Below are 13186 nucleotides of genomic sequence, written 5' to 3'. Positions count from 1 at the left end.
GGGGAGTAAAAGGACATGTATGAGGTGGAATGCGACGTTACAATGCGCGCTGATTGCCTGTTGCCTTTTCGTGCTTCTCCTGAGCCCGAATTCAGCCGGTGCGCTGACTATCTATACCGTCGATGAGCCTCCCGGAAACTACATTTCCACCTCTGGGGAGCTTGTCGGTATCTCCGTGGATATGGTCAAAGAGCTGCAAAGGCGGGTGGGCGATACGTCCCGCCTGGTCATTATGCCTGAGAAAAGAACGCTTGAAGAAGCGGCATGGCGGGATGATCTGCTGTTTTTCAGCTTTTCCCGTACCGATGAGCGCGAAAACGCCTTTCAATGGCTTATGCCTCTGTATCGCAAGGCGTGGAATTTCTATGTGCTGAAAGCGTTTTCGCGCAATAGCTACACTCTTGATACATTGCGCGGCATGCGTATAGGTGCCAAGATAGGTGATGTGCGCGAAGACTTTCTACGCAACAACGGTTTCAGGAAAGTGGAAAGTGTTACCAGCCACGCCTCGAATATTCGCAAGCTGGAACTCGGACGGATAGATGCCATGGTGTATGACAGCGTGGGCATGGCCTTTGATTGCAAGCAGCTGGGACTCAGTTTTGCCAACTACAGGGCCGTATACGAAATCGGGTATTCCGATGTGTATGTCCTTTTCTCACGGGCCGTAGATGAAAATCTTGTTGCCCAATGGCGAAAGGCCGGAAAGGAAATGATGAGTGACGGAACGTACGAGAAGATAGCGCTGAAATGGGCAAAGCTGTTGTCTGAGCAGTACGGGATACCGTCCACCATGGAAAATGGACTTCTCATTTTCAACTGACCGGGGCGTGGTGCTTATGGCCGCGCCTTTTTTGCGGGAACCGGCCGGCGATATGATCTGCTGATGCATTCAGCCGACATACCGGACAAGTCCCGTTGCAAAAGCCTGACCTCCCTTCCTTATGAATCCTGACTGAATGAATCCTGACTGAATGAACCCTGTCTGATGAACCCCGCCTAGCCGTTGGGGACAAGATCTATGCCTGCCAGTTCGGTTCCCTGCTTGGCTTCTTCAGACAGGCGTCTCGGCATGACCACGGCAAAGGTGCTGCCCCTGCCTGCTTCAGACATGACGATAATCCTTCCCCCGTGCTGCTGTACCACCTGATTGGCCACGAACAGGCCGATACCGGTGCCGGATGAGCCCTTGGAAGAGAAGAAAAGAGTGAAGAGCTTGTCGCGGGTTTCGCGGTCCATGCCCACACCGTTATCGCGGATGGAAAACTTCACCTCGCTGCCTATGCCCTTTACGGAAAAATGCACAAAACGCGGTTCCGGGCGGCGCGACGTCGCGCAGGCATCCACGGCATTTTCCAGTATGTTCACAAGAGCGGCGGATAATGCGCCGGCATCGGCCTCGAATGTGCCGGTATCCGGTGCCACTTCAAGCGAGAAGAATACGTTGTTCTCTTTTGCCTTGGGCTCGACAAGGGCGGCTACTTCTTCCGCCATACGCGAGGCCATGACCACTTCCCATTGCAGGGCGCGTTTCTTGGCGTAGTAGAGAATGTCCAGCACCATTTTGCGCAGGCGTTCCACCAGGTGGCGTATGTCCTGATAGCTGTCCTTGATGCGTTCCTTGTTATCCTTTTCTATGCCGGAACCCAGCCGGTATACACCGCCGTCAAGGGCGGTGAGCAGTCCCTTGATGCCATGCGCCGTGGAGCCGAGCAGCAGGCCCAGATTCGAGAGCCTGTCCTGCAGGATGCGCAACTGGGTTATGTCTGTGGACATCTCCATGACTTCCGTGATGTGTCCGTTGGCATCGCGTATGGGAGCCGTCCAGACAAGCACGTTGCGCTGCTCTCCGCGCTTTGAGGTTACTACCGTCTCGAACTGGTGCGGCTGTCCGTCCTCGAATGTCTTAAGCACGGGGCAGCCCACACAGGGGCTTGAACGGTGGGCATAAATCTCATGGCAGAATCCGCCCACATCATCGTCAAAATCGTCCCGGAAGAGCCGGTTGCTGGCCACGATCTTGAGTTCGCGGTTCTGTACGCTGATGTAGCAGGGCGATTCCTCGAAAAGCTGCTGGTAGCGGTGGCGTGTAAGGCGCAGTTCTTCCTGCAGCCGTTTCACTTCCGTGATATCGGCGGCAATTTCCAGCACCAGCTCTATTTCGCCGTTGTTGTCCAGAATGGGTGCCGCGTTCACGATAACGGGCACGTCGTTGCCGTCCTTGTCGCGGACGAACTCCTGGCAGCGCTGGCCTTCGCCTGTTTCCAGCACCTTGCGTACGGGACAGGCTTCGTCACCCGTGCCTTTGCAATAGGGATACACGTCCCAGCTGCGTGCACCTATGCCTGATGCAAGACGCTCTTTATACAGAGGGTTGGAGGCGATGATCTCCATCTTGGCGTTGTGCACGGCGACAAAACAGGGAAGCTGGTTGAACATGCCCTCGGCACCGTCAATGGAATTGTACAGCGCGCGCATGCCGTCGGCGAACCCCTCGGCAACCTGCAGTGCCGCCAGTTGGCGTTCCTGTTCGACAAGGCGGGCTGCCTGCCCTTCAACCATCTGTTCAAGGTTGTCAGTATGCTCCCGCAGCCGGGCGCGCATGGTTATGCGTTCGTGCGCGCGATTCAGGGCAATTTCCAGCACATCGTCGTTGATGGGCTTGGTAATGAAATCTGTAGCGTCTTTCTTGATGCTCTGGATGGCAAGGTTCATGTCGCCATGGCCGGTGAGCATTATCACTTCCGTTTCCGGCGATTTCTTCTTGATGCGCTCGAGAAGGTCAAGGCCGCTCAGGCCCGGCATCTTGATATCTGTAAGGACAATATGGGGCCGGACTTCATCAAAGATGCGCAGGGCTTCCTCGCCGCTGGCGGCGGTGTGCACACTGTACCCCATATCTGCCAGCGACAGTCCGAGAACGGTTCGGATGCCGTCTTCATCGTCTACGAGCAGTACGACATGCTGCATGGAATCCCCTTGAGCTCGAGTTGAAGTGGCTGAGGAGTATGTGTTCTGTATCTACAGCTATGTGATTTCATACCCTTTTCGTAGGAAATGGGCAAGGAGGTAGTCGGGCGCCGCCGCGGCGGCGCCCGATTGGTGTCTCGACCGGTTCTGCGGTGCTGGATGCGCCTTGGATTAGTCGTCCTTGAGCGCGTCCTTGTTGTTCAGGGTATCCCTGATTATTTCCAGCAGCTGGTTGGGGTCGAAGGGTTTCTTCAACGATGCCACCGCGTTGCGGATGGCCAGATGAATGCCCGAAAGACCGCTGATGACAATGACCGGCATTTCCTTGAATTCCGGCTCCTTGGTCATCTTGCGGTAGAAGCGCGGGCCCCATTCGTTGGGCATTTCAAGGTCCAGCGTAACGAGGTCCGGCTTTTCCTTCTTGAGCAGCTCCAGTCCTTCCGCGCCATCGGAGGCGGAGCACGTGGCGTATCCGTTATCGCTCAGGATATCCACAAGGTATTTAACGATGTAAGGATCGTCGTCTATGACAAGGATCTTGTGCGGCATTGCTACACTCCCTGGGTTTCCTTAGCCCGTTTTGGTATCGATCGGGGGCGCAGGCTGGTCCACCAGTCCGCGAACAACTTCCAGCAGCGGCCCCGGTCTCGGGGGCTTCTCCACATATGCGTCGGGAGGGGGAAGCTCCTCCGCTGCCAATCCAATCATTTTAAGTGCGTGGGCGAATCCCTTGGCCGCCACCGCGGAGAGCATGACCACGGGAATGTCCCGCAGTTCCGAGGTTGTCTTCAACCCCTTGTACATCTCAAGTCCTCCGCGTTCCGGCATCATCACATCAAGCACTATGCACGCCGGCCGCTTGGTGCGGGCCTTTTCCAACCCTTCTTTTCCGTTTCGGGCGGCTATAACCTGATAACCGCCCGTTTCGAACAGAGTTTTCAGAAAGAGCCTGAAGCTGAGTTCATCGTCCACCACCAGAATACAAGGCCCACCCATGAGCACCTCCGATGTTGAGGTGTTCCGGGCGCTACGCGCGCGCTACACTGGCTACGGGACAGGCGGAACGTATGACCACCTGTTCCACCGTTGAGCCTATGGACGCCTCTTCAGGTTCCACTTCCTTGGTGTGGTGAGCCATGATGATAAGGTCCGCCTTCTTTTCGCGCGCGAATTTCAGGATTTCAACATACGGTGTTCCTTCCCAGATTTCCACGTCGTAGTTGTCGTAGTCACCCATCTGGGAGATGTAGCGTTCCTTGATCTTTTCATGGGCGCGTTCAATGTGCCGCTCTATGTCTGCCTGACCGGGGAACACGCCGAGCTTGGCGCTCGTGATGTCGAAGGCGTGGAAGATGTAGAGCTTGGCACCGATGGTCTGCGCCGTGCTGTTGGCAAACTTGAAGGCCTGATCTGCCGCCTTGGAAAAGTCCGTGCAGTACACGATGTTGGAGAAGAGGTTCCAGCAGGTGGTACAGGGACGGTTCACGATGAGCACGGGTGATTTGGCCAGACGTGCCACCTTTTCCATGGTCCGGCCCACGATGGAGCGGGCGCGTGCCGATTCGGGGTCGTCATCGCGGGTATTGGCACCCATGACGATGAGGTCCACATCTTCCTTGCGGGCAAAACGCAGAATCTCGGTTGAAGGCACACCCACGGAGAGTTGCATCACGGTGTTGTCACCATATTCTTCAAGCTGTTCCGCATAGGTGGTGCGGATTTCTTCTTCAACCCATTCCCGGTAGTCGCCGTCCACTGCCTCATCTTGGCCGGTACGCAGGTCGCGTACCGTGGTGCTGAAGCCCCTGCTGGGCACACCGAGTACATGGAGCAGATACAACTTCGCGCCGTTGCGCTTGGCGAGGTCAAAAGCGACCTTGGCGGCGTTGTCACAAGCCGGGGAAGCCGATGTAGCGAACAGAATCTTCTTAAACATACGCTACCTCCTGAGGCTGCATTGTTGAGAACCGCCCTGGAAACCCAGTTCCCATGCGATTCCTTCAATTATTTCGAAAAGGGAGAATGTTGTGTCGCATTCCAGCATGCTTGTCCGGTCGCCGAAGACCACGTGGCGCAGTCTGCCGAGCCGGATGGGCATGTCCAGAAGCATGTTCAGGCTGTGAAAACGTATTTCGCCGCTTCTTGGGCCTGTTCCCTCGTCGGGGAGCATGCCGCGGAACGTGGTGAAAACGTTCATCACAGGTTCTCCGGGAGCACCGGTAAGCTCCACGGTCTTGGCAAAGACCAGCTCCGTGAAGTCCGGGGTGGTACATCCTTCCGTCGGACAACGCTCGGCTTCGGCTTCGGCAGCTGCAAAAAACTGACTCATGCGGCGCAGTTCGGGGTGCCGGACAAGAAGGGCGAAGAACGATCTCAGGGAGAATTCCTCTTCCAACTGCACGCGGTTGCCGAGGCAGGAAAGAATATCCGGTTCCGCCGGCACGGGGCGGGAGGAACGGGTATCCGTTTCCAGAGTGCTGTTCTGCAATCTGCCGTCTTTTGAAAGCGTTACCATGTCCATAAAGCCTGTCCTTCTGTCCGGTTCAGGTTAGGGATGGCGTTTGTCGTGACAACCGCTGCAGTGCGTGGGCCCCTTGTTGTTCGCTTTGTGGCAGTCCATGCACTGGCGGTGGTAGGCACGGCGCAGAGGCGTCTGCTTGCTGGTGCCTTTCACGGTGTGACAGTCTGCACAGGGCGTTCCTTCCGAGGATTCATCCGCAACCAGCTTGCCCTCGGTCCCGCTGTGGTGACAACGTATGCACTTGTCTTCCAGATTGGCCTTGGCATTGTGCTCGTCGTGGTTGAAGAGCGCTGCGGGGCGTGTTGCCGGTTGCAGGGCTTCCGGCCGCAGTTGCTGCAGCTCCTCCTGCGCTGATACGGGTGCGAGGGAGAGCCCGAGCACCAGAAGCAGCAGAGAAGCCAGCAGGGCGAGTATATTGCGTACACGCTTGTTCATGTTGGTCTCCTTTCGCTATTCCGGTTCGGGCTTTTCCATCAGTTCGTATATCAGGTCGCCGAGGAACTTGGTGTGAATGCCGAGCTGATAGTGATGAATGATGTCTTCAAGGCCGCCGTGGCAGTTGTGGCAGGGGGCCACCACGACCTTTACGCCTGTGTCGCGCAGCTGGTCAGCCTTGATTCTGTTGCCTTCCAGCCGAACGCTCTTGAAGGGCGGGCCGCAGTTGATGACGCCGCCACCTGCGGCACAGCAGTAGTTGTGCTCACGGGTGGGGGACATTTCTATTACTTCCTTGCACAGGTGGTGTGTAACTTCGCGCAGCTTGTCCATGAGGCCGCGGCCGCGGATGATGTTGCAGGGATCATGGATGGTTACGGGCTCTTCGAACTGGCGGGTGAGACGGATCTTACCTTCGTTGAAGAGTTCCCAGAAGTATTCCACGGAGTGCACGATGGGAACGGGGTGGTTCTTCCAGCCGAGCCAGCGGTTGCCCACATCGTACACGGAGCGGAAGGCGTGACCGCATTCCCCCATGACGATGCGCCGTACCTTAAGCTTCTGCGCCGCCTCGAAGTGGTTGCGTTTGAGCCTGCCCATCATCTCGAAGTCGCCTGTAAACATGCACATGTCGCTGTTGTCCCAGCCCGGAGTGGAGGGCATGGTCCAGTCGGCTCCCACGTGATTGAATATGGCGGCGGCCTGATAGATGAGCTGTGTGCGGAACTTGGGTTCCGGTGCGATAACCGAGTAGAAGATTTCCGCCCCTTCCACATCCAGCGGTATCCGCAGGTCAGGGAATTCGTCGCGGGCTTCATCTTCCTGCCACATGAGGCTGTCAATCCATTCGTCTTCCTTGACCCACATCTGGTTCATGGTGGCGGAATGGCTGTGGGCCGTATCCTGAATGTACATGGGGGTTACACCCAGCTTGTGGCAGATGCGGCGCACGGTGCTTATGATGTAGCCCGTGTCCACACCGATGGGACAGTAGTGTACGCAACGGCGGCAGAGGTTGCATTCCGTGTAGGCGATCTGCGCTATGCCGTAGACTTCTTCCGGAGTAAGACGGCCGTGCTTGCGGAATATCAGGCCCATGGTCTGTTCGACCTTGCCCACCGGAGAGTAGCTGGGGTCCATGTCGTGCGACACGCAATAGTGGCAGGCGGGCGCACACATGCCGCACCGCATGCAGGTTTCAGTGTATGCCTTGAGTCGCGCACCGGTTTCGCCCTGCAGGACGCTGTTGATGACCTGTTCGATACGATCCTGGGTGAGCGAGGCGGTAGCGCGTTTAAGCTCGGTATCCTCTATCTTTCTATCCAGAATGGACATGTAATACCTCCTGTTGTGCTGCTACCAGTCCTGTACATGGCGAACCGCACCGAATTCCGACGCGATGTAGGCGCGGGTGAGCGGCTGGAACAGGGCATGCGAGAGGCGGGTGAAGGGAATGGCCACAAGCATCACCTCGCCGCTCAGCACGTGCAGCAGGGTCATGATCTGACCGTTGCCGAACTGCTGTGAGGCAAGAAAGCCGGTGATGAAAGGCGCTGCCGCAATGGACAGAGCCAGCCAGTCCTTGCTTGTGGTGACAAAGCTGACCTGTGCGTTGGTGAGCCTGCGGTATGCAAAGTAGATACAGGCACCAATGACGATCAGGGTAAGCACATCCGATACGCCCTGCGGCAGCGAGGGAAAGCTGATGCCGAAAGCGTAGTCCCACAGCACCTCATGACCTGCGGTGAATATTGCCAGTGCGAAAAGGCAGATATGGAACAGGAAGGTGGCTACTGTGATGGCCGGATTTTCCTTCCACCCCAGCGTGCCGAAAGGCGTTAGCCATCTGAAGATGGACCGCATGGCGTGTGGCAGACTCATATAGCTGATGAATGCCGCTTCCTTCTGCCTGGCCAGTTTGATCATGGACCAGATGCGATACGCCGATCCGCCAATGAAGATGACGAAGGCTGCCCATGCAAGCGGTCCGGTTACGAAGTTGTACAGAGTGTTCATGTCCTGCCTCCACGGTTAACGGGGTACATCCGCCACGATGCGGAGCAGGGTGTTGTTCCGCATGCCGCGGATGAGCACCTTGGAGCCGTCGGGGCTGAAGGTGGGGTCCCAGGCCTTGTCGAACTCGCCGTCTACCTGTTTGTCGTTCACCATCACGGCATACTTGCTGCCGGTGCGTACTCTGGCGGCAAGGCTTTTTCCGTCATGGCTGAACACGGGCTTCCATGCCATGTCGTAGCGTCCCCGCCATGCTTTGCCGTCCAGCATGACATGCCACGCCTTGTTGTCGTGGTTGCCAAGCGCTGCGGCCCGGGTGCCGTCTGCCGAAATGACAAGGTCGGTGACAACCGGCGCGGTGATGCTCCACGGCTTCTCGTTCACGGCCACGGTGAATTGCCCGTAATCAGGCGCGACAATGGCGTAGAGCTTGCTGCCGTCGGATGAGTATTGAAGGTGCCAGCAGTTGTAATAACGGGGTTTCCAGAGGATATTACCGTCTTCCGCTATGCCCCATTTACCGCCCTGGCGGACAGGGGCAGCCACGGAGCTGCTGTTGGGATGGAAACAGGGGTCCCACACGCATTGGAAGTGGATAGGCCACGGGGTGCCTTCCACTGCGATGGTGTAGTCATACAGGGTTAGCCTGACCTGAGCTGCCACCCTGTGGGCATACGGGCTGAACACGGGATTCCATGCGTTCATGAAGGTGGAATCCCAGGTTTCTCCGTCCACGGCAACGGTGTAGGCACCTTCGCGGAAGGTTTCCAGATCGGCCTGACCCAGGGATTTGACCTGCACCACGGCGGCAGAACGCTTGCCGTTGGCGCTTAATACAAATCCGTTGGCGTTTTCATAACGGTTTTCCCACACCGCCCCGTTAACAGACATGCCGTATTCCATGTCCTGCTGAACGGCAGCGGCAATGACGCCGCCCTCTGCACTGAACTGGGGATCCCATATGAAGCCGTAACGCTCTTCCCATGGCTCGCCGTTTTCAGCCAGAGTCCATTCCTCGTCCTGTTGCACGAAGACGCAGAAACGTCCGTCGGGCGAGAAGCCGGGCTTCCACGCCTTTTCGAACGTATTGTCGTGTACGGTGTCATTGAATCGCAGGCCGAACTCGCCGCTGTCGATACAGACGATGGCGGCGGCTGTTTCTCCGTCGGGAGAAACGTGAATTTCTTCCTGCCATTTGTGCTCCTCCATGGGAGCCAATGATTCCGCGACGACACGCTCTCCGTTTTCCCAATCCCATGATTCGGAAAAATGCATGCACGCCTCCTTGTTACACCAAATGATACAGATTTTTGTATCTCTGATACGAGCCTGTTGCATGTGGCCATGTGGCAACTATTTGGCCTCATACGTATAACTCTATCTTTCGAGTATGGTTATCACAAGAGTGCAAGCTGTAAAGGCATTTTCATTAAATAGTAGGGTACGTCTCAGGTATGAAAAGAACACTACAACACTAGTCTGGAATTAAGTTTCCAAAATTCAGTGTGTTGGTGTGCGATGTGTTTGTATGCAATATGCAACTTGCATGGTTTTGAATGAACAGAACTTCGCAAGTATAGAATAAATTCATTAATCAACAGTAATATACCTGGTAAGTAGAGAATTGTGTGTGAGCTTCAGGCGTTGGAAGCAGGAGAGGGTGGGCTCGGAATCGGACAACAAAAAAGCCGCACTGAATGCGGCTTGAAATGACTTGCAGTGGTGCGCCCGACAGGAATCGAACCTGTGGCCTACGACTTAGGAGGTCTTTGATTGTATTTTCAGGGTGTTAGGTTGTGTTGCATTTAGCTGGAGGAAGATACCGGTTTTGTGTTTTGTACCTAATTGCATGCTCTTGCGCTTGTTATTAGCTGTAAGGTAGAAAACACGAAGAAGGCATGGCGCGCGCGAGTTGAGGATTTTTAGGGGGGTACTATCGAGAATCACAAACGCGAAAGCATTTGCTCCCTTGTTTAAATAAATGGACCTGAATGGGTCTGGTACCGCAAGAGAATTTTAAGATATTCAGAAAGGACAGCTACAGCGATGCGTAATCCAGATGAGAATGGCTGGGTAAGCTCCTCGGCCGCCTGGCTCGACAGAATGCCAGAACGAGGTGATTTTGCCCGCGAATTTATCCTTGATACTCCGATGATGGACCGGGTCAAGAAATCGGGGGCAGCGACAATGTTGGATGTCGGATGTGGAGATGGGCGTTTCTGCCGAATGGCCGAACGACTGGGCATTATCACGACTGGTATTGATCCTGTTGAAGATTTTCTCCACTATGCGCGGCAAACAGACCCTTGCGGTCGATATCTTACCGGCTTTGCAGAAGATTTACCATTCGGAGATGCCGAATTCGACCTCGTTGTCTTCTATCTTACCTTGATTGATATTAATGATGTGCGTGCGGCGATTCGTGAAGCGGCTCGGGTTACCAAACCCAAGGGAACGATTTTGGTCGCCAACCTAACTAGTTTTTATACATCAAATGGCACTACGGGGTGGGTAGAGGGGGCAGATGGGCGTGAGTATCATCCGCTCGGGAACTATCTCGAGGAGAGAGCGGACTGGGTTGAATGGGACGGGCTGCGGATACGGAACTGGCACAGACCGCTCTGTGTTTACATGTCTGCTTTCCTTGATGCCGGGTTGCAACTCACGTTTTATGATGAACCCGCTCCGTCAGGAGGGCCGCAAGAGCGCATTAGCCGCTACCATATGACGCCATTCACCATGATGATGGAGTGGCGACGATGCTGATTTACTATGCGCAGAATTATAGTGTGAGGCTCAAACCAGTTAGGCGGCTCTTTGGCCGTCTCAGACTGTTGTTGGATCAGCAATCAGGCTCGGTGTGCATGGTGTTTACAGACCGTCAGCAGCTTCCGGATATGAGCGATGCCCTGCAAACAGGAGGCTGGTTCTGAATTCTAGCGTTAGGTTAGCAAAAAGCGAAGGGTTAGCATGTGTGTTTATGCTAACCCTTTGTTTTAAATGGTGCGCCCGACAGGAATCGAACCTGTGGCCTACGACTTAGGAGGTCGTCGCTCTATCCAACTGAGCTACGGGCGCATGCTCGACCAAGAGTTGATGGTCTGTGCAAGAGGTCTGGATTTGTAGGTTATTGCGTCTGTGGTGTCAAGTTTCGGGATGTGGCTCCGTTGCTCGCAGCAATGATGCGGGCCTGCTGCTCGTGGCAGCGATGTGAGACTTTGCTCGTGGCAATGATGAGGTTCTGTTGCTCTCTGCAACACGGGCATCCGGATTTGCTCCGCCTGCATGGGGATGGGAGTGCACTGCGCAGGGGGAGTATCATCGGGACAGGGTTGGAGGCTGCCACCCTTGACTTTTGGTGGTGGGCATGGTTCCAGATGCTGCATGACGAATATAGCAGCAGATTCGATTATCGGCACTTCTTCAGATTCCCGGCCGGTGAGGGGACGATTGGCCCCATCCCCCACGGGGTTTATGCATCTTGGCAATGCATGGTCCTTTCTGCTGTGCTGGCTGGCTGTACGCAGCAAGGGGGGAACCCTTGTTCTGCGTATGGAGGATATTGATCCCGACCGGTCGCGTACCGAATTCGCAGACGGCATAATGCGCGATCTTGAATGGCTGGGGCTTGATTGGGACGAAGGCCCTGATGTGGGTGGTCCATATGGTCCTTATGTGCAGAGCGAGCGTTACGGGCGTTACGAAGAAGTGCTCGCCATGCTGGAGGAGCAGGGCCATGTGTACCCCTGTTTCTGTACCCGCAAGGAACTGCGCGCGCTGGCTTCCGCACCGCATGCGGAAGATTACGGGGCCGCATATCCCGGAATCTGCCTCAATTTAAGTGCGGCCGAGCGTCGCGAGCGCATGGAGCAGGGGCGCAAGGCGGCTCTTCGCCTGCACTGCGGCGACCATTTCATCGGCTTTCACGATGTGCTGCGTGGGGATGTCTGCCTGACATGGGAAGAATGCGGCGGTGATTTTGCCGTGCGCCGCTCGGACGGTGTGTTTGCCTATCAGCTTGCCGTGGTCATAGATGATGCGGACCAGCACATCACGCAGATTGTGCGCGGAGACGATATTCTGCACTGCACGCCCCGTCAGGTGCTGGTGTACCGGTTGCTGGGTAAACCGGTGCCTACATATGCCCACGTACCCCTTGTCTTTGATCACGAAGGCGAGCGGCTGGCCAAACGGCATCGTCATTTCGAATTATGCATGCTGCGGGAAGCGGGCATACGGCCCGAGGCAGTGGTGGGCTATCTTGCCTGCCGTGCCGGATTGCAGCCCGAACCCGCACCGGCTAGGCCCGAAGTTTTCCGCTCCCGTTTCAGGCTGGAGGATATCCCCCTCGCCCGTGTTGAGCTTGAACCGGACATCCTTGATATTATGTCTCGGCTGTAACGAGGCTCCAAGGGGCCTTCGGCTACCTTCTCATATTATGTTTCGGGACATGACCCCCGTGGCCTGAAGACCGGCATTTGCGTGCTGTCTGTGTTGCCCTCTGTGCTTTGGGCGTTGTCCGAGCGTTATTTGGGCGTTATTTGGGCGGCAGTCTGGAGGTAGCCTGACGGTCGTCTGAAGAGCATGCGCCGTAAACGCATACAGCGGAGGGAACCCGTTCAGACCGGATTGTTCGTGGTAAAAGGAGAACAGGCTGCAAGCACCGCGGTATGGCGGGGTTTTCCCTTGCCGTTGACGGCGTGTCGTGCTAGCGGAGATGTTCCGGTAATCGCGCGCCGGTAGGTTTGTTTGAAATAACAGTGTGTTCTCTGTGTTTTCAGAGGGGATTGCGCCAGGGAGGCATTATGAATTTCGAGACTATCTTTACCCGTGAGAAGTTGGACGTGCTGTTTCCGCACGACAGGACAGACGCTTTCTTTGATGCCTTGTTTGGCGGTGCAGAAGACGGTTCCTACGACATCTCAGTCGATTTTGTGAAGGGTGACGCCAAAGAAGCCCAGTTTGCCTTCGTGCTTCGTCAGCGTCCCGGAAAATGTCTTGCCTGCAACCTTACGTATGGTCTGCCGCAGGTGTTCATGAGACACCCCATCATCAACCTCAAGGGATTTGCCGAGTCCGTGGCGAAAGAGATGCAGCTTGATCCTGCCGCCATTCGTTATGAACTGGGCCCCACCAGGGAACATTCCCGCGAGGTTCATACCATTCCCATCTACATACGTTTCAACTAGCGCTCGTCCTTTACGTTCGTTTTTGTCGAATGACACTGCAAAACGGCACTTCAGGGTG

At 55.8% G+C, this 13186-nt stretch carries 13 protein-coding genes and 1 tRNA gene; 4 read left to right on the top strand and 10 right to left on the bottom strand.

Features of this window, described 5'->3' with window-relative positions; genetic code table 11:
• Positions 1–19: 19 nt before the first annotated feature.
• A complete protein-coding gene (locus HUV30_RS11475) occupies positions 20–823 on the top strand; it encodes a substrate-binding periplasmic protein (RefSeq protein WP_174405583.1) in 804 nt (267 codons plus the stop codon).
• Positions 824–999: 176 nt separating this feature from the next.
• On the opposite strand, the gene HUV30_RS11470 is transcribed toward HUV30_RS11475, so the two are convergent.
• From HUV30_RS11470 to tmcD, 9 genes are all read right to left on the bottom strand, one after another.
• Entirely contained in the window at positions 1000–2970 is a 1971-nt protein-coding gene (locus HUV30_RS11470; protein WP_174405582.1) for a hybrid sensor histidine kinase/response regulator, read from the bottom strand.
• 171 nt (positions 2971–3141) lie between these two features.
• Positions 3142–3519 (bottom strand): DVU0259 family response regulator domain-containing protein, encoded by a 378-nt coding sequence (gene divK / locus HUV30_RS11465; RefSeq protein ID WP_174405581.1) that lies wholly within the window; start codon positions 3517–3519, stop codon positions 3142–3144.
• Between the two features lie 21 nt (positions 3520–3540).
• A complete protein-coding gene (locus HUV30_RS11460) occupies positions 3541–3966 on the bottom strand; it encodes a response regulator (RefSeq protein ID WP_174405580.1) in 426 nt (141 codons plus the stop codon).
• A 31-nt stretch (positions 3967–3997) separates the two neighbouring features.
• On the bottom strand, positions 3998–4906 hold the full coding sequence (locus HUV30_RS11455; RefSeq protein ID WP_174405579.1) for a universal stress protein: 909 nt from the start codon (positions 4904–4906) through the stop codon (positions 3998–4000).
• Positions 4907–4909: 3 nt separating this feature from the next.
• On the bottom strand, positions 4910–5491 hold the full coding sequence (locus HUV30_RS11450; RefSeq protein ID WP_174405578.1) for a hypothetical protein: 582 nt from the start codon (positions 5489–5491) through the stop codon (positions 4910–4912).
• A 27-nt stretch (positions 5492–5518) separates the two neighbouring features.
• Positions 5519–5926, bottom strand: coding sequence for an acidic tetraheme cytochrome c3 TmcA (gene tmcA / locus HUV30_RS11445; RefSeq protein WP_174405577.1), 408 nt, complete (start codon positions 5924–5926; stop codon positions 5519–5521).
• A 15-nt stretch (positions 5927–5941) separates the two neighbouring features.
• On the bottom strand, positions 5942–7261 hold the full coding sequence (gene tmcB / locus HUV30_RS11440; protein WP_174405576.1) for an electron transfer complex ferredoxin TmcB: 1320 nt from the start codon (positions 7259–7261) through the stop codon (positions 5942–5944).
• Positions 7262–7282: 21 nt separating this feature from the next.
• Positions 7283–7942, bottom strand: a complete 660-nt coding sequence (tmcC, locus tag HUV30_RS11435) for a TmcC family electron transfer complex membrane anchor subunit (protein ID WP_174405575.1) — start codon at positions 7940–7942, stop codon at positions 7283–7285.
• 15 nt (positions 7943–7957) lie between these two features.
• Positions 7958–9214 carry an electron transfer complex subunit TmcD gene (tmcD, locus tag HUV30_RS11430; protein WP_174405574.1) on the bottom strand — a complete coding sequence of 419 codons (1257 nt, stop codon included), beginning with the start codon at positions 9212–9214 and terminating at the stop codon, positions 7958–7960.
• A 771-nt stretch (positions 9215–9985) separates the two neighbouring features.
• Between tmcD and HUV30_RS11425 the strand changes: the two genes are divergently transcribed.
• Positions 9986–10705 carry a class I SAM-dependent methyltransferase gene (locus tag HUV30_RS11425; RefSeq protein ID WP_205245212.1) on the top strand — a complete coding sequence of 240 codons (720 nt, stop codon included), beginning with the start codon at positions 9986–9988 and terminating at the stop codon, positions 10703–10705.
• 235 nt (positions 10706–10940) lie between these two features.
• Here the strand turns inward: HUV30_RS11425 and HUV30_RS11420 are convergent.
• A tRNA-Arg gene (locus HUV30_RS11420) sits at positions 10941–11017 on the bottom strand.
• A 306-nt stretch (positions 11018–11323) separates the two neighbouring features.
• Here HUV30_RS11420 and gluQRS point away from each other — a divergent pair.
• Positions 11324–12340 (top strand): tRNA glutamyl-Q(34) synthetase GluQRS, encoded by a 1017-nt coding sequence (gluQRS, locus tag HUV30_RS11415; protein WP_174405573.1) that lies wholly within the window; start codon positions 11324–11326, stop codon positions 12338–12340.
• A 404-nt stretch (positions 12341–12744) separates the two neighbouring features.
• The gene (locus tag HUV30_RS11410; RefSeq protein ID WP_174405572.1) at positions 12745–13128 is read left to right on the top strand and encodes a pancreas/duodenum homeobox protein 1; all 384 of its coding nucleotides are present in this window, start codon (positions 12745–12747) and stop codon (positions 13126–13128) included.
• The last annotated feature ends 58 nt before the right edge of the window (positions 13129–13186 follow it).

Source organism: Desulfovibrio subterraneus (genome assembly GCF_013340285.1).
Classification (GTDB): domain Bacteria; phylum Desulfobacterota; class Desulfovibrionia; order Desulfovibrionales; family Desulfovibrionaceae; genus Halodesulfovibrio; species Halodesulfovibrio subterraneus.
Note: the sequence above shows the minus strand (reverse complement) of the source record. Positions and strands in the feature narration are given on the sequence as shown.

What these genes read in the sequence shown, in the direction of transcription:
- tmcC (WP_174405575.1), bottom strand. Translation starts at nt 7,942, where the DNA reads ATGAACACTCTGTACAACTTCGTAACCGGACCGCTTGCATGGGCAGCC.
- tmcD (WP_174405574.1), bottom strand. Translation starts at nt 9,214, where the DNA reads ATGCATTTTTCCGAATCATGGGATTGGGAAAACGGAGAGCGTGTCGTC.
- HUV30_RS11425 (WP_205245212.1), top strand. Translation starts at nt 9,986, where the DNA reads ATGCGTAATCCAGATGAGAATGGCTGGGTAAGCTCCTCGGCCGCCTGG.
- gluQRS (WP_174405573.1), top strand. Translation starts at nt 11,324, where the DNA reads ATGACGAATATAGCAGCAGATTCGATTATCGGCACTTCTTCAGATTCC.
- HUV30_RS11460 (WP_174405580.1), bottom strand. Translation starts at nt 3,966, where the DNA reads ATGGGTGGGCCTTGTATTCTGGTGGTGGACGATGAACTCAGCTTCAGG.
- HUV30_RS11475 (WP_174405583.1), top strand. Translation starts at nt 20, where the DNA reads ATGAGGTGGAATGCGACGTTACAATGCGCGCTGATTGCCTGTTGCCTT.
- tmcB (WP_174405576.1), bottom strand. Translation starts at nt 7,261, where the DNA reads ATGTCCATTCTGGATAGAAAGATAGAGGATACCGAGCTTAAACGCGCT.
- tmcA (WP_174405577.1), bottom strand. Translation starts at nt 5,926, where the DNA reads ATGAACAAGCGTGTACGCAATATACTCGCCCTGCTGGCTTCTCTGCTG.
- HUV30_RS11455 (WP_174405579.1), bottom strand. Translation starts at nt 4,906, where the DNA reads ATGTTTAAGAAGATTCTGTTCGCTACATCGGCTTCCCCGGCTTGTGAC.
- HUV30_RS11470 (WP_174405582.1), bottom strand. Translation starts at nt 2,970, where the DNA reads ATGCAGCATGTCGTACTGCTCGTAGACGATGAAGACGGCATCCGAACC.
- divK (WP_174405581.1), bottom strand. Translation starts at nt 3,519, where the DNA reads ATGCCGCACAAGATCCTTGTCATAGACGACGATCCTTACATCGTTAAA.
- HUV30_RS11410 (WP_174405572.1), top strand. Translation starts at nt 12,745, where the DNA reads ATGAATTTCGAGACTATCTTTACCCGTGAGAAGTTGGACGTGCTGTTT.
- HUV30_RS11450 (WP_174405578.1), bottom strand. Translation starts at nt 5,491, where the DNA reads ATGGACATGGTAACGCTTTCAAAAGACGGCAGATTGCAGAACAGCACT.